Genomic DNA, 17,302 nt, shown 5'->3' with positions numbered 1-17,302 from the left:
TTAAAGGAGAGAATTGAACATGTCCAATGCACAAAAGGCGCTCGTAATGGCTGCTGGTATTTTCCTTGCAATCGCACTTATCACGTTGTCAGTCGTACTGTTTATTTCCGCTCAGGACTCTGCAAAGACGGCGCAAAACAGTTATAGCAGTCTGACACAGGAGCTGGCGCAGACCGCGTATACGGTGTATGACAATACGACACTTTCAGGTAGCCAAGTCGTCAATGCACTGCGTAAGTTTCATGATGAGGAGCAATTCGGTATTCAAATCGTCACCGGCAAAAATCCAGCCGGCCAATGGTATGGCAAGACCATTAATACGGGTGTTCCGCTGGATAGCGTCACGTATGGAACGGTCGTCGGAATCGCACCTGGTCAACTTAGTCAAGCGCTGGATGAGGCAGACATCAACTATGTCAATCCGAGCGGCAAGTTCCGCAGCATGCTGGTGCTGGACAGCAGCAATGCCATTCGCGGCATCGTTTTCCGGCAACAATAAGGCCAAATGAAGTTGCGAAAGCGTCCGGCCCAGGCTGGACGCTTTCGTCATGAAGGAGGTCCGCAGCATGCTGGTGCTGGACAGCAGCAATGCCATTCGCGGCATCGTTTTCCGGCAACAATAAGGCCAAATGAAGTTGCGAAAGCGTCCGGCCCAGGCTGGACGCTTTCGTCATGAAGGAGGTGCATCGCATGGACTATGCGCCAAGAACAATGCTGGAGATGAGCGTAGCCTTGCTCGTTTTCCTCATGGCCGCAGGCAGCGGTCTGATGCAGTTTCAGAACGGCGCTTCACTTAATGCTCTCGCCTATGTGACCGGTCAATCGCAGGAGCGCAATTTGCAGCAGACCGAAGAACAACTCACTGGTGATGGTACGGTCTCCGGAGCGGAAGTGCTGCAAGCCATCGCTCGCTTAGAGGATGGAGACGCGGAAATGGTGGTAGACGGTATTCCTTTCGCGCCGCCGCTGGATCGGGAGCAGCTCTCGTCCGCAGGCATACGTTTGAAGGGGTGTTATTCTTCTAGCTATGAGCGGGATGCATACGGCAACTTGCAGCGCTTGACGTTAAGGAGCTTGCCATGAACAGTATTATCAAAATTTTCGCCGTGTTAATTGCTGTACTGCTGCTCTACCTGTACCCGATCTCTGCTGCCTTTGACCAGCAGGACGATATTTCAGAACTGGTTGCCTTGCGTGCGACGACAACCTTCGTCGATGCGGTTCGGGATAAGGGCGGCATTACGCCTACGATGTACAACGATTTTCTGGCCGCACTCGCTGCAACCGGTAATACCTTTGATGTACGAATGGAGCATGACAGTAAAAAGTATGTGCCGGTTTATGACGATCAGACTCGGCCCGAAACCTTTAAGGGCAGCTATGAGATAAAGTACGATGCGTATTTCAATTCGCAGATCCTGGTGGTTCTGTTTCCGGGCAATCAAGCAGCAAAGGACGACCCGAGCCGCCGTTACAGGATGCGCGCAGGTGACAGCTTCTCGGTGATCGTGCGCAATACAAATCGGACGTCAGGCACGTTGTTTTTTGACTTTCTCAATAACACGATCAGCCCAAATGAAAAGATCGTGATCCCTTACGGGGGAGTGGTGCGCAATGAAATGGATTGAATGGGCTATCGTCGGCGCGTTGATTTTTCTGCCCTTCGCGACGGTCAACCGATACGAGACGGACACGCTGCGGAGGACAATGCTGACGGAGCTGAAATATGACGCTGCGTTGGATGCGGCGGTAGACGATGCAGCAAGCATGCTCGTTGTAAACGCGAGCCAGCAGCAGGAGGCGCAATACGGTTCGGTTAAACGTATCGTACTGAACAAGGAAGAAGCTATTGCAGCCTTCTACCGGACGTTGGACGCGGGTTTTGGCATTGCGGATGATTCGGTGACGCAGGGAGTCCTGCATCGTTACATTCCGGCTATCGTGATTGTCGGATACGACGGATTTTATGTCTATTCCGAGCAAGAATGGACGGGGACTGATGGAAAAATCGTCATGGAACCGGCGTGGGGAACGAAGAAGCCCTATGCCTATTCCGATTCGGCTGGCAACAGTTTGTCCTTTACGCTCGACCAGCAGGTGCTGGCCTACGATGCTGCCAGCCAAAGCTGGCATGAAGGCTTGTGGCAGGACATCTTGCTGCAAACGACAATTCCGCTTTTGCAGGATGCTGCGTTGTTCGAGCAGGTGCGACGAAGCACGATTGTGAGGGCCATACAGGACGAGCTGGCATACCAGATCAACCGGTATAACGAAACTGTCTCTCGAAACGGTCTGATCTACACGTTCACCTTGCCTCTGATTTCCGATGAGGACTGGAGTAATACGGTGGATGATGTGGGCGTTTTGGCTTTTGTACAAGGCATCCCGATGGGAACGAAGATGTACAACAGCTATGCCCTTGGCGGGAGTCGCATTGTGAAGCGTCCAACGATTATTGGGGCCAAGAAAGGTAGCATGAAGGTGTATTATCGCAGTTCATGCGGTTACACCTATCCGGCCGAAGAAACATTCGCCAGCGAGCAAGCAGCCGCGCGCAAGGGATATATGCCCCTGCCTTGTCCCGGCTAGGCTCTCTACCCGGGACGCGTGCTTGCAGGCTCATGTGGGCGAGGGTAAGCGGAATATAAGGAAAGGAGTTCATCTATGATTTGGTTTCGTCTTCTGTTGGCGGTAATCGTTTTTTTGATAGCTGCCGGATTTACAACACCTGTGGAAGACCAGCAGTTGTTCATCAGCGGGAATAGTGACCGGATCAATCCTGAGCTCAGCGCTTACGTCGAGGACATTGTTCCCGGCGACAAACGTCAGTACACGGTTCATGTCACGAATCCCACTGATGGGGAAATAACAGGTTTGCTCTATGCGGCAGATGCTATGCCTGCGCTGGGCGGCGGTAAAGAATTTGATTTCACCCTGCCTGATGATCCCGATACCGGTTCGGCTGCATGGTACACAACACCTGATCGTAGTTTTACCCTTAAGGCTGGCGAGACGCAAAGCTTTACAATGGAAATGCAGATACCGGAAAGTGTAAAGCCGGGTCAATACGTATCCGTAATCGGCGTTTATGATGAGCATCAAAGAACGCGGGAGTCGGCGGGGAGAAAAGTCGGGTTACAGGTCGTTCTTAACTACAAGCTGGACCAAGCGAGGCAGCCCGAGGCTGTCCCGCACGCGGCCACATACATGGTGGAAAATGGAGAGGCGTACCTGACGGTTTTGCTGGTCAATGAAGGGGATAGCTTGTCCGAACCGGAGATATTGGTGCGAGTCAAACGACAGGACGATTCCAGCATGTTTTTGTATGAACGGCATTCAACGGTTGATCCAATCTATGCAGGCACGGTCGCTCAGTATAGGGCCGAGCTAAGCAGACCATTATCTCCCGGTTCTTATATAGCAGAGGTCAAGACCCTGCTGGACGAAAGTTTGGAACAGAGAGAATTGCTTTTTGAGGTATTCAGTGAGGATAGTCAAACCGATTGGGTGACTACGCCATTGGAAAACGTGGATCAGGTGGCCGATAGTGGCTCTTTATTCCATGAAGATTCTTTTAGTTTTCGCCCATCCTACGTCTACGGGGGCTTGCTGCTGATTCTTATCATCATCGTTGTAGTTTTGAGGAAAAGGGCTTCACGCAAGACGTAACGCGCGGCTCCTGTTTCCTTTGCCAGAACAAGAACACGTTGCCTGACAGTGGACAGGCAAGAGAATCGGCACTATGATGTAGGAAACAGCAAGTTTTTCCAGTCCTACACATTTTCTTTAAGGAGTGAGGCAATTGAAAAGAAGTTTAATATCCCTTCTCATTGTGACACTTATCGGAAGCATATTCAGTTTGACAGCAAGCGCAGCCAGCAAACCGCCAACCTTTGTCGGTATCGTCATGGACGGCAAAAAAATCTGGTTTCCCGACGCGCAATCGTTTATTGATTCGAACGGGCGAACGCTTGTCCCGGTGCGCTTTGTTGCCGAATCGCTCGGAGCCAAGGTTGGCTGGGAATCGAAAACGCAGACCGTTCCGATTTCAAGAGACGATCAATCTATCGTTCTGACCATTGACCAAAATGTTGTGCAGGTGGATGGTAAAGCGGTCACTTTGGATACGAAAGCCATCCTGAGCGGCGGGCGGACGTTTGTTCCGCTTCGGTTTGTGAGTGAGATTCTGGGAGCAAAAGTAGAATGGGACAATGACACATCGACCGTATTCATTTTTACGAAGAAGGCTGCTGATAATGCCCGGTATGATGAATGGGGGCGTTTGATTCGCACGACCAATCTTCCGAAAAATGCGGCAGATTACCCGTACATCCTGGCAGATGTAGCAAATGAGATGTATGAAATGGGCTACCCTTATGCCAGACCTGGCCGTAGCAAAGTGGCTGCCGATCTGTATGCCAATGAACCGGAATACAATAAGGGAAATATAGACTTATGGATGAAACGTTTGAAAACATTCGGCGCACTCTGGTTGAATGTCGATTACAGAACGATAGACGATACGTGGGCGAAAGCTGTGCTTGATACGAAGATGAGAAACTCTGATGCTGAACTGAAATATATTCGTGAGTATGTGGATTGGGTCAAAAGAAATCAAATTCAGGTCATCGGTTATCTGGACCCGGAGCCCTCTATGATTTTCCATGACGGGTTTGGAGCGGACTATATTCGTGCCAAGTTTCGGATACAATTCATCTCTTTTCAAAAGCCTGAACGCTTAATTTATGATGAGTGGTTCCCACAGAAAGCCGATTTTGAAAAAAAGGTGTGGTATGAAGGGTATACGGATATTAAGATGGTAACCAATGTTGGTGGCGATTGGGGAAGCACATTAAAAGTCTCGCCATCGGCAAGTTTATTCAATAACCACACCATTAAAAAGGTGGAATCATCACATGAATAGGATAAATCGTTTCAAACGTGTATTGTGCATGCTGCTGGCATGCACTTTTTTTATGCCTTTTATTGTGAATCAAAAAGCAGAGGCTGCGGCTCCTCAGATTGTTATTCGTGACGGTATGATCCAGTTTGAAATCACAAGTACGGCAGCAAGCACCTCAATCCGTTATCGAACGGTAGGTTGGATTGTTGCGCGGGAACAAGTTTGTACGGCGACATTGCCTAAACAGTGTAGTGATCCGCGAAGCAAGCCGCATGCGTTATTTTTAAATGAAGAAGTGCAGCAAACCGGACTGTATCCCGATCCTCCGATACCGGGGCAACCGCTGACATCATACTACGAGATACCCGAAGCTGTAGTTACGCAGCGGCTTTGGCAGGCTGGTATGGACGGCATTCAAGATAACGATAATCTTTACTTTTATGCTGTAATGGTTTCGATCAATGGAGATGGCACAGTGCGGAAAGGTCCATTTTACACCTTATCTGGCATTAAACAAGCTGAGGGTTGGAGAGTTCCAGACGATCTGGATGACTATTTTGGTTTGCATATCCCTTACCGCAGTGCAAAGTTTCCTGTCGATGTCATTGCTAAAACGGTGAGCGGACGGATCATCAATCAACCAGCAGCGACTTATCACAAGGGGAAGTATAAGATTGGCGAAACGATCAATCATGAATTTCCGGCAACCATCGAGGACGGCGGCAAAACCTATTCAATTGTTCGTTCCTACTTATCTCCTAAGCAGGATTTAACACAAAAGAAATGGTTGCAGGAAAATTCCGAAACCAATGATAAAGTACGCATTCGCAGTTTTACGACGGCGCTTGGGGGAACGGATGCGATAGCCGAATACGCCGAATATAACCCGGTGAAGGTGATCTATCAGAAGGAAGATGGTACGAAGCTCAAGGAAGTCAATAAAGGCGTCTATGAGACTGGAAATGAAGCCAACCATACGTTCGAATCACAACTTACATCGGGAGGGCAGACGTATGAAATCATCCGGTCCTATATTACAAACAACAATAAGCCGGACGAGAAGATGTTCATACAGGAAAAAGGAGATGCAAAGCTGCGGGAACGTTCCATTCTGGTCGGTTCAGGCGGCTCCAACTTCGTCGGCGTCTATAAAATCCCCTCCCCGGTCACAGTAACATCCCGTATCGACGCGCCAGATAATGTCGGTGCTTCGGTTACCTCAGTGAATGGGGAGTTTGTATTTGAAGCGAAGTCTTCCACGCCGCTCAAGTCGTATGAGATCACCAACATAGAGAATGCAACGTTCGTTACGCCCAGCGACAAGTCCGGCTCGCTCAGCGGGCTGAAGGCGAGTAAAACACTGCCGATCAAAATCCCATTCAGTTCTGGCTCCAGTGTAACCGTTAAAATCACAATCGTCGTGAAAGATGCGAACGGTAACAGTGGGGATTCCACATCGGACCATACCATACGCAAAGGCGACAGTGGTGGCGGTGATACCTCGTCTCCCGGCACGAGCCAGCAAGCCGAAGCAATGGACGCAGGCGCTTCCGCCGTCATCAAAGCAGATACGCGCGGCGCGGAAAAATTCGATGTATTGCAAGGCATTCCGACTTCGGAGAGCCTGTATGCAAATGTGTTAGCCAAATCATATTTGTACCGTAACACATTCACGGAAACGAAAGGTACGAAGCAATATCCCATTAAGGTGAGCAAAACCTATACCCTTACGTGGACGGAGACACAAGCTGGACCACCAGATGACAAAGGCAATCCGACTACAATCGATGTTCCGCGTTCTGCGACGCAGACGATCACGAAAGATTATACGATTGAGCGAAAGTACAGCTTCTGGACGATTCAAAATCTCGAAGTGTATGGCCTGCAAAGGGCGACGGTCGCCAATTACGCATTGCCTTCTGGAACGGTAACGCTCCAACCGAGCGGCTATACACCTCCAGCAGTATCTGCCACACACGATGCTGCGCTCAGCGCACATGTAACAGACCCGGTTTATTCGAACGTGACGCTCTCTGGTCAGACCCTATCGGGAAGTTCCAGTCGTCCATCCATTCCGAACGAGGATTGGAAGTCCGTTGCGGAAAACGCCATTGGCAAAATCAAGGTGAAAAACGATTCACTCGTGTTTAACGGCAGTACGGTGATGGATAATCGGACGGTTGAGGAAACGGCTCCAACGCCAGGAAAGATTCCAGCGTCTACCGTGATCGGTCAGAATGTGCTGTACGGCTCGGGATATGTCATCGACGGCGGAAAAACGAATAAAGCTAGCCAACCCAGCTCAGGCATGATTTATTATACGCTCATTAAAGGCATTGGCGGTGGTGACAACAAAAGCTACCCGATCAATGGCATCAATTCGGTGACGGTGCATACGCCCGTTGTTAATCAGGCATCCGTTTCCGACGATAAGGCGCATAACCAAAAGACAACGCCGACAGCCGGACGAGCCGCGCTCATTTTGGATAGACCTTTCACGGTCACTATTCCAACCAGTGGCGCACACAAGGACATCAAAGGCTACGGCAATCGGGACTATGCTAAATATGTGCGCATCAAACAGGTGCGGTTCCCGTTCGATGTATATAAGTCTGACCGCGCAACTTTAATTCCGAAAGACACCTGGACTTCGATTCCTGTCAGTCAGCTAACGACTACTTTTTACATGCCCGTTTGGGTGGACGAAGGGAACTACGATGTGCTGTTCCGCACGTCTGCTGAAAACAGTCCGGCTTCATTTACATCACAAAGTAATGCCAATCTGGACTTAACTCATCATGTAGCGACGCAGGTTGTGGCTGTCGAGGTTATAGGCCGTCTGTTCGATTTTCGCATTACCGACATAGCCGATTTTCAGTGGGAAACGGTGTTCAGAACAACGACAGGCAGCGCGACTCCGACCGGAAATAGTTATTGGGTAGGTACAAAAGGGATCGACGGCGCGGCGCGCGGAAATGCGTCTCCTTACGTGCTGCCGATTCGACCGGGCAGTCACCCGGCGAGTGGCAAGAAGAATGTTGCTGTCAAAACGGGCTATCACCTCAAATTTGAAGTCAAAACGTTAGGGAATATGTTTGGCGCGGGAGACGGCGTGAAAATTACGCCTACCTTTTATTTCGTAGACAAGAAGGGTCAGAATCGGCAAAGGGTGGACTTGTACTATCATTCGGACAACAAGCGGTTTATTCGGATTGGTTCATCGGAGGATACCGAGCAGCGACTGGTGACGCTAGATACCCGTCTGCGCAATGTGTCACAGCAGGAGCTAACGAATACGGCAAAATCGCAATGGAGTCTGAACGGTTCGTCTGGTAATCAGACTTCGTATGTGCAGCAGGTTTTGAAGGACGCAACGCAAAAGCGGATTTATGTAGGGGGCTACGATGGCATGTTGCTGCCTTCGCAGCTTCGGACGTTTATCGGCAGCATGCAGGTACCTTCAGGCATTAATACGGCGCGGGCGAATGCCTCGGTGCAGCGCTGGTTTGGCGAGTATAGTCTTCCCGCTGCTCCTTATGCAGTGCCAGCGGGCATGAATCTGGCCGAGTACGGACGCACCCATCGCTTGGACGATAAGGCGCCGATTTTCCTGCGTGAAGGCTATATCGTGGTCAATTTCAACATCGAAACCATTCGCAACAAGGACATCAGCCGCCCGCATTTGCAGTACAAAAATGCGCCGCTTACTAATCAATGGCAGATGGAGGGTTATCAGCGCAACTTCGTCGATCCTTATGGAGCATCGTTCTCGCTACTGGATGGCGATGTTGTGTTTTACCATGCCGATTTGTCCAGCTACGATGATTTCGGAACGGGAGGAACGCATTAAAATCACCAGCCAGGAGGAATAGAGATGGAAAAGCTGCAAAGCGCCGCACCCGAGGATGCGGCGCTATTTTATTCCGGTTCTGCAGAGGAGAATGTTCAACGTGGCTGCATTGGCCATCTTCGCAGCGATTTTGGACGTTCGGGCGAGGAATTTTGGATGAGCTGGTTCGGCAGGAACTCTTCATTACAGACGCCAGATTTTGAAGCGGAACTGGGAAAAGTGATGCAAGCCATTGGGGATCTGGGTGTACTCAAGAGCCGCAGAGAGATGCTCAGATTTTGCAGTCAGCACCCGGAGGCGCGCATTCAGGGCGGATGGAGTACGGATGTGTATGGTTTCCGCATGCAAACACAGGAACATCGTTACTATTTGCGCTGCTTTCCCTTTGTCGGAGATTATAACTTTTACTTGTATTGCTATGCTCGTCCCGAACGCCTGACCGAGCAGAATCGGCAGCAGCCTTCAATTCCCGCTGCACTCAAGAAAAAGCCGGAGCCGGAACGATAGGAGGACGAATTTATATGAATGATCTTGCCCGTTACCGGCTGCTGGCCGGAGTATCGGTAACGCCTGCGGCGAAGCTGTTGTACAGCTATTTGTTGGATTGTGCAGGCGGACGAAATGGCATGGTATTACTTTCGTCCAGACGGCTTGCGGCAGAGGTGGGTCTCTCCACTTCTGCTGTACGTCGCAACCTGCATCGGCTTCAGCAAAACGGACTTATCCGGCTTACGCCCCGATATTCCGAGGAAGGCATTCGTTTGACGAACCAAATTACCTTCGTATGAGGAGGTGCGACCTTTGACAGCCAAGTTACAGCGAATAGCTACGCTTGCCGCGAACACGGCCCATGCGGTTTCGAATTCCCCCGAGCGTTTGGCCGATTTTCTGCGAACGGCAGCCTGGAACTACAAATATCCGTTCCAGGATCAACTTTTGATCTACGCGCAGCGTCCGGATGCTACGGCCTGTGCGGCGATTGAAATCTGGAACAAGCGGTTGAATCGTTGGGTAAAGCGCGGCGCAAAAGGCATCGCGCTGATCGAGGATCGAGGCAGTCATTTGGGAGTGCGTCATGTCTTCGATGTGTCGGACACTCAGAGTCGAAGCCAACAGCCCGTTTCCTTATGGCGTATGGAGGAGCAGGATACGGAGGCCGTCATCGAAACGCTGGAAAATGCGTTTGGCAGTGAGCGAGGACCGGGCATGGAGTTGGTTGACACGCTGTTGTCCGCGGTCCGAAACGCGGTGGAAGACCATAGTGCAGATTACGTGCAGATGCTGCTGGCTGAACGTGACCACAGCCTACTGGAAGAACTGGATGAGCCGCATGTGGAACTGCTGTTCAAGGAAGCCGCTGGGCACGCGGTCGCCTTTATGACGCTGACACGCTGCGGTCTGGAACCGTCCCATTACATCAGCGTTGACGATCTAGCTGGCGTCGGTTATTTTAATACACTGCCTACACTGTCACAGTTGGGCGCGACTATCAGTGACGTAGCCGAAATGATGTTGCGCGAGATCGAATCCACCGTTCGGTCGATGCGCCGAGATGACCAGCGAAAAAAAGAGCGTCAGGCGAGCCACACCGTTGCAAGGTTGGAATCCTTGCCACACAATGAAGCTAAAATACACGAAGGGATGATGGAGCATGGAATTGACCTACACGCCGAGAGGGGATTACCTGCTGCCCGACCTGACGATGCCCGAACCGATCAACATCGGGAAATATGGAATGTTGCGCAAGACATTTCTGAAGGAGCAGCGGAGAGGCACTTACGCGCACCTGATGCTGTCGGAGACATTGAACCAGCACCTGACGAACATCGATCGGACAGCGCGAGAGCAGATCGACCTGACGATGCAGCAACTGATTCGACAGCATCCGGCCCCGGACAAGGCGACCGACCCAATGGGCTGGACGGGTCACATGAACAGTCTGAAACAACAAGCCGAGGAACTGATTCTCACGGAACTGATCTATCATTAGAATGGTACGACCGATCAACGGAAGACAGGAGTCTTCCGTTTTTTCATGACCAAGCGATTATTAATGATATGCTTCGCGTTGCGCCGCTTATGGAGAGCAAGGCAGCTATCGAAGCCTTTTTCGATGTACATGAGGAAAGTCGCGAGCGAACGTTGTATATACGCAGCCTGTTTCCAGAAGGAATCACTGAATTGACACTAGCCGATGGTATGCAAACCGGTTTTGAGCCGTACCGCAACGTTCTGCATCTTTGGACGGGTACGGCGGAACAGCGGACGGCGCAGAGTTTTTACGATTGGTCGGTAATTGCCGGGCATATCGCGAATATGATCATTCTTAACGAATTTGATCCTGCTCGAAAGTCAATGCCTTCTATGCAGCAGCAGACATTGTGGATGGAGCAAACGGAGAGCGAACGCGCCTCCGCTTTTTCACTTCCACAAGCGGCTATTGACGCCGTTCTGCAAAACGGCAGCGGCTTTGAGAACGGAAAGCTTCGCATTGCGCTCTTTTTTGGGCAGTCGTTATCTGCGCAAGAAAACGCGGATTTTCTGAAACGGGAATATGGCACAGGTGGACGCCTCCCTGCTCTGACCGGCACCGATATTCATGAAGATCACAATAGCAAGGGGATTACGATAACACGCGGTTCCATCATGAACCCGGATGCTCAGGTTTTGTTGTCGTGGATCAAGGTGCAGAAGCGTATCGGCGAATTGCTGACAGCGGGACGATACCTGAATCGTCAGGAAGAAGAACGATTGCCTGCTTATGCCGAGCAGCAGGAGGAGCAGCGTAGGCAACGAATAGCGGAAACGACGGAACGCCTCATGCTGCGTTCAGAAGACCAACCGGATGAATCACGGCAAACACCCGATCGGGTTCATGGTCATTCTGCGTATGTCGAGGGCAGTAACGTCTTTATCGGTGCAGACGAATACGAAATTACGCAACTGGAACGGCGAAAAGTTGTGCTGCAGAACGTTCAATTTCCTTTATTCATACAGGAAATAAACCGCCGGGATTTAGAGCGCATGCTGCGCGAGAATCCACTAAACGATCATCTCATTTCTGATCAGCAGGATTGGGATTCGGAACAAGCGGAATGGGATGCGGAAACGGTGGACGAAACGGAGCAAGCGGCACATGATGAGGGCGAGAATTTGGCTCCGGTTTCTCTTCCCGCTGTCCCCGAGCTCCAGCGTGAATCGGTTTCAGCCAACAACTACCGGATCATGGATAATGAATTGGGGCATGGCGGCGCAAAAACCAAGTACAAATGGAACGTGGAAGCGATTCGGCTGTTAAACGAGTTGGAGCAGGAACAGCGGCAAGCGACAGCGGACGAACAATCCATACTTGCTCGTTATGTTGGCTGGGGCGGCATTCCGCAAGCATTTGATGATGGGAATCCGCAATGGGAAAAGGAATATGCCGAGCTTCGAGATTTGTTGGACCCGGAGGAGTATGCATCCGCCCGCGCTTCCACGTTGAATGCGCATTACACCTCTCCGACAGTTATTAAGGCAATGTATGAATGCCTGGAGAGGATGGGCTTTCGTAGCGGTAATATTTTGGAACCCTCTTGCGGGATCGGTCATTTTTTCGGATTAGTGCCGGACTCGTTCAAAGATTCACAGCTTTTCGGCGTAGAACTGGACAGCATTACCGGCCGTATTGCCAAGCAGCTTTATCCGCAGGCTTCCGTGGCGGTCAGCGGCTTTGAACAGACGCATTTGCCGGATAGTTTCTTTGATTTAGCCATTGGGAACGTACCGTTTGGCGGATATGGCGTGGCAGATAAGCGATATGACAAGCACAAGTTCCTCATCCACGATTATTTCTTTGCAAAGACGCTGGATATGGTTCGTCCGGGCGGTATCATTGCTTTCATCACGTCCAAAGGAACGATGGACAAGCAAAATCCTGCGATTCGAAAATATATGGCAGAGCGTGCTGCACTGCTCGGAGCGGTGCGTCTGCCGAATAATGCGTTCCTGGCTAATGCCGGAACCGAAGTGACCGCCGACATTTTGTTTTTACAAAAACGGGACCGCATGGTAGCGGTAAGCGAGCAAAATGAGGAGTGGCTTGCGCTTGGTGAGACAGCAGAAGGAGTTCCGGTTAATGCCTATTTTGCAGCCCGTCCCGATATGATGCTTGGCACGATGGCCTTTGACGATCGGATGTACGGCAATCAGCAGGAAACGACCTGCCGGCCCTACCCGGACGCTCCTTTGGACGAGTTGTTACGCGAGGCGCTGGCGAACATCCATGCGGAGTGGGTCGAGTTGGAACGGGACGAACAGCCGGAGGAGGAGGAAGCCTCCTTGCCTGCCGATCCGTCCGTTCGTAATTTCAGCTTCGCGCTGGTTGAGGGGCGCATCTATTTTCGTGAAAATAGCCGAATGCGGCCGGTTGAAACTTCGACCACGGCGGCGGGCCGAATCAAGGGCATGATACAGCTTCGAGACACGGTTCGCGAACTTATCGAATATCAGACCGAGGATTACAGTGACGAGATGATCCAGGAACAGCAGCGCAAACTGAACACGCGCTATGATCGGTTCACTGCGCAATATGGGCTGATTAACAGTCGGGCCAACAGCCTTGCTTTCTCCGACGACAGTTCATACTTCCTTCTTTGTTCTCTTGAAATCGTAAATGAGGAAGGACGGTTGCTGCGCAAGGCGGATATGTTCACGAAGCGTACCATTCGGCAACGCACCAACATCAAACAGGTGGATACAGCTTCGGAGGCGCTGGCGGTTTCCATCGGTACGAAAGCCCGCGTCGATCTGTCGTATATGGCAGAGTTGACCGGGCTCACGCAGGAACGAGTTGTGCAGGAGCTTTGCGGCGTGATCTTCCCGAATCCTGAAAACCTGGACGAAGAAGGGCAAGCGATATACGAAACAGCGGATGCGTATCTATCGGGCAATGTCCGTGAAAAGCTGCGCGTCGCCAAACAGTTCTCCGCTTTTGAAGCGGAACGCTATAGCGAAAACGTCAATGCGCTGGTAAGTGTGCAACCAAAGGATTTGGATGCCTCGGAAATTGATGTGCGGCTGGGAGCAACCTGGTTGCCGCCGGAAGTCATTCGAGCATTCATTTTTGAGTTGGTGGATACACCGTACATGTATCAGTCCTATATCGACGTACTGTATTCCGGCTACACCGCAGCTTGGAACGTCAAAGGCAAAAGCGATGATCGAAGTAACAATATTAAGGCCAATGTCACTTACGGTACGAATCGCATCAATGCGTATAAAATTCTCGAAGATACGCTGAATCTGCGGGATGTACGGATTTTCGATACGGTCGTTGAAAACGGCGTGGAAAAACGTGTGCTGAACAAGCAGGAAACGGCTATCGCACAGCAAAAGCAGGAAATGATGAAGGAGGCGTTCCGGGATTGGATCTGGCGAGATCCGCAGCGCAGGGAACGTCTTACGCGACTGTACAATGATCGGTTCAATTCCATCCGTCCACGCGAATATGATGGGAGTCATATCCGCTTCACCGGGATGAACCCGGAAATCCAGTTGCGGCAACATCAGGTCAATGCGGTTGCCCGAACGCTTTACGGCGGCAATTCCCTGTTCGCCCATTGCGTCGGCGCGGGCAAAACTTTTGCGATGACCGCCGCGGCGATAGAAAGCAAGCATTTGGGCCTTTGCAACAAGAGCATGTTGGTCGTTCCTAATCATTTGACCGAGCAATGGGCTGCGGAATTTTTGCAGCTCTATCCGTCCGCAAACGTACTGGTTGCCACCAAGAAGGATTTTGAAACGAAGAACCGGAAGACGTTTTGCGCACGGATTGCCACTGGCGATTACGACGCCATTATTATCGGACACTCGCAGTTTGAAAAAATTCCGATCTCGATGGAGCGCCAGCGGCAGCAATTGTTCGAGCAAATTGCCGAGATTACAAACGGCATCCGCGAACTGAAGGAAGCCAAGAGCGAGCGGTATGCCATCAAGCAACTCGAAAAGACCAAGAAGACGCTGCAGGTCAAGTTGGAGAAGTTGAACGACACAAGCCGTAAGGATGATGTAGTGACCTTTGAGGAACTCGGCATCGATCGATTGTTCGTCGACGAAGCAGACTCGTATAAAAATCTGTTCCTTTATACGAAAATGCGCAACGTCGCCGGGTTGTCGCAAACCGAAGCGCAAAAATCCTCGGACATGTTTGCCAAGTGCCGCTATTTGGATGAATTGACCGAGGGACGGGGCATCATTTTTGCTACAGGTACGCCGATCTCCAATTCCATCACGGAGATGTACACGATGCAGCGCTACCTGCAATACGAACGGCTACGCGGGCAAGGCTTGCAGCACTTTGATTCATGGGCGTCCACATTTGGAGAGACGGTCACGGCGATTGAGCTGGCACCAGAGGGAACGGGTTATCGCGCTAAAACGCGGTTTGCCCGTTTTTATAATTTACCGGAGTTGATGAATGTTTTTAAGGAAGTGGCGGATATTCAGACGGCCGATATGCTCCAGCTTCCGGTTCCAAAAGCTCACTTCCACAATGTTGCTGTGCCTCCGAGCGATTTTCAGCGTGAAATGGTTGCTAATCTCGCTAGCCGGGCCGAACTGGTGCGGGCGAAGCAAGTAGAGCCGCATGAAGACAACATGCTCAAGATCACCAACGATGGACGCAAGCTGGCCCTCGATCAACGTCTTGCAAGCGCAATGTTACCCGATGACGAAGGCAGCAAAGTAAGCGTCTGTGCGGAAAATGTTTATCGGCAGTGGGCAGACAGTCAAGAGCAGCGACTCGCGCAACTGGTTTTTTGTGACCTTTCTATTCCCAAGCAGGATGGCACCTTTAATGTGTATGATGAGTTAAGACGCAAACTGACGGAGAAAGGCGTTCCGGCTGAGGAGATAGCCTTCATTCATGACGCCAACACAGAAGTGAAGAAGAAAGAACTGTTTGCCAAGGTGCGAACGGGACAGATCCGCATATTGCTAGGATCGACGTTCAAGATGGGCGCGGGGACGAACGTTCAGACCAAGCTAATCGCACTTCATGACCTAGACTGTCCGTGGCGTCCGCGCGACCTGGAGCAGCGCAGCGGGCGGATTGTTCGGCAAGGCAACCAGAACAGCGAGGTTCACATCTTCCGCTATGTCACAGAGAACACGTTTGACGCTTACCTTTATCAAACGCTCGAAAACAAGCAGCGGTTTATCTCGCAGATTATGACCAGCAAATCGCCGGTGCGGTCTGCCGAAGACATTGACGAAACGGCTTTGTCCTATGCCGAAGTTAAAGCGCTTGCGACTGGAAATCCGTACATCAAGGAAAAGATGGATCTCGACATTCAGGTATCCAAGCTCAAGCTGCTTAAAGCGAACCACTTGAGCCAGCGATATGCACTGGAGGATCGGCTGCTCAAAATGTTGCCGCAGCAAATCAAGTCTACGGAGGAACGTATTGCTGGGTATGAGCAGGACGTGGCCTTGTTCATGCGCGCCGAGGCGTCGGAAAAGGATAGCAACGACGTTTCCCGTTTCCCCGGCATGACCATCAAAGACTATATGTTCTCGGAACGTGCTTCGGCGGGCGCAGCCCTGTTGGAAGCCTGCAAGGGCATGACCTCTCCCGATCCGCAGAAAGCAGGCAGTTACATGGGTTTTTCCTTGTGGTTATCTTTTGACAGCTTCATGAAGGAGTATAAGGTGACGCTGCGCGGCGCATTGGGCCATACGGTTACGTTAGGTACGGATGCAGGAGGCAACATTACGCGGATCAACAATGTGTTGTCGGACTTGCCTGGAAAACAGGTATATTACCGTGAGCAGTTATCCACCCTCAAGCAGCAGATGGTAACAGCGAAGGAGCAGATTGAGGCACCGTTCAAGCAAGAACAGGAACTCCAAACCAAGTCTGCGCGGCTTGCAGAATTGAACGCCTTGTTGAACATGGACAAACGGGAAAACGAGGGCGTGGATAGCATGTCGGATGAAGAGCCTGAGCGGAAGGCTGTCAATCGTGAACGTTGACTGTCTGGTACGTTCGCGTTTTCCCACTCCCTCTTGTATGTTGTTTAAGAAGGGAGGGGCAATGATGGAGTCGCCGTTTATACTAGAGCTGGAGAGCTTGATCGATGAAATAGCTAATCAAGTTATCAAGCGTTTGCGTAGTGATGAAACGTATGCGGCGTTGTTAGGGAGACGTATAGAAATTCAGTTACAATATCCCTTTGTCATGCATGTTTATGAAGGCTGGGAAACCATATTTTCAAGTGTCGAGGAGCATCGCGCATGGCTTGAGGTTAAGCGGACGCTTGATGAAACGGAACAAATGGAACGTTTAGCGCTTTATGTTCAAGGACATACCGATTGTTTCGCATATTTGCGCAAAATTGGCGTGCTAAAGTTATGAATCGTATGACGAAAAGGACTCCTGCTTGGAGTCCTTTTTCGCATTTCTGGAGGAATGTGCATGATGTATCCCATCCCAAGTGGCAGCGGATGCTTTTGTCCGATTCTGCCGCTTTTTTGTTACGGAACCGACTCGACCGAGGAGGGAGAAACCG

11 protein-coding genes are annotated in these 17,302 nt (G+C 51.0%); all 11 read left to right on the top strand.

Annotated features, from left to right (window positions below; all coding sequences use genetic code 11):
* The first annotated feature begins 19 nt into the window (after positions 1–19).
* Positions 20–499: an ABC transporter permease gene (locus KJW29_RS10110; RefSeq protein WP_214629699.1), complete on the top strand. Its 480-nt coding sequence runs from the start codon at positions 20–22 to the stop codon at positions 497–499.
* A 191-nt stretch (positions 500–690) separates the two neighbouring features.
* Positions 691–1,083: a hypothetical protein gene (locus KJW29_RS10105; RefSeq protein ID WP_214629698.1), complete on the top strand. Its 393-nt coding sequence runs from the start codon at positions 691–693 to the stop codon at positions 1,081–1,083.
* Complete coding sequence (locus tag KJW29_RS10100; protein ID WP_214629697.1) at positions 1,080–1,628, top strand: hypothetical protein; 549 nt, start codon at positions 1,080–1,082, stop codon at positions 1,626–1,628. The genes KJW29_RS10105 and KJW29_RS10100 overlap by 4 nt, the downstream gene beginning before the upstream one ends.
* Positions 1,615–2,589 (top strand): hypothetical protein, encoded by a 975-nt coding sequence (locus KJW29_RS10095; protein ID WP_214629696.1) that lies wholly within the window; start codon positions 1,615–1,617, stop codon positions 2,587–2,589. Before KJW29_RS10100 ends, KJW29_RS10095 begins: the two co-directional genes overlap by 14 nt.
* 75 nt (positions 2,590–2,664) lie before the next feature.
* Positions 2,665–3,669 carry a COG1470 family protein gene (locus KJW29_RS10090; RefSeq protein WP_214629695.1) on the top strand — a complete coding sequence of 335 codons (1,005 nt, stop codon included), beginning with the start codon at positions 2,665–2,667 and terminating at the stop codon, positions 3,667–3,669.
* 133 nt (positions 3,670–3,802) lie between these two features.
* The gene (locus tag KJW29_RS10085; protein WP_214629694.1) at positions 3,803–4,924 is read left to right on the top strand and encodes a copper amine oxidase N-terminal domain-containing protein; all 1,122 of its coding nucleotides are present in this window, start codon (positions 3,803–3,805) and stop codon (positions 4,922–4,924) included.
* The gene (locus KJW29_RS10080) at positions 4,917–8,753 is read left to right on the top strand and encodes a DUF5704 domain-containing protein (protein WP_246608678.1); all 3,837 of its coding nucleotides are present in this window, start codon (positions 4,917–4,919) and stop codon (positions 8,751–8,753) included. Before KJW29_RS10085 ends, KJW29_RS10080 begins: the two co-directional genes overlap by 8 nt.
* Positions 8,754–8,777: 24 nt before the next feature.
* On the top strand, positions 8,778–9,260 hold the full coding sequence (locus KJW29_RS10075) for a hypothetical protein (protein ID WP_214629693.1): 483 nt from the start codon (positions 8,778–8,780) through the stop codon (positions 9,258–9,260).
* A 14-nt stretch (positions 9,261–9,274) separates the two neighbouring features.
* Positions 9,275–9,541, top strand: a complete 267-nt coding sequence (locus KJW29_RS10070) for a helix-turn-helix domain-containing protein (RefSeq protein WP_214629692.1) — start codon at positions 9,275–9,277, stop codon at positions 9,539–9,541.
* Positions 9,542–9,554: 13 nt separating this feature from the next.
* A complete protein-coding gene (locus KJW29_RS36645; protein WP_425517516.1) occupies positions 9,555–16,766 on the top strand; it encodes an N-6 DNA methylase in 7,212 nt (2,403 codons plus the stop codon).
* 61 nt (positions 16,767–16,827) lie between these two features.
* Positions 16,828–17,148: a DUF6664 family protein gene (locus KJW29_RS10060; protein WP_214629691.1), complete on the top strand. Its 321-nt coding sequence runs from the start codon at positions 16,828–16,830 to the stop codon at positions 17,146–17,148.
* Positions 17,149–17,302 lie beyond the last annotated feature (154 nt).

It is taken from the genome of Paenibacillus agaridevorans, from assembly GCF_018604145.1.
In the GTDB taxonomy this organism is placed as follows: Bacteria; Bacillota; Bacilli; order Paenibacillales; family Paenibacillaceae; genus Pristimantibacillus; species Pristimantibacillus agaridevorans.
The sequence above is the reverse complement of the archived record's forward strand: the minus strand, read 5'-3'. Positions and strand labels throughout refer to the sequence as shown.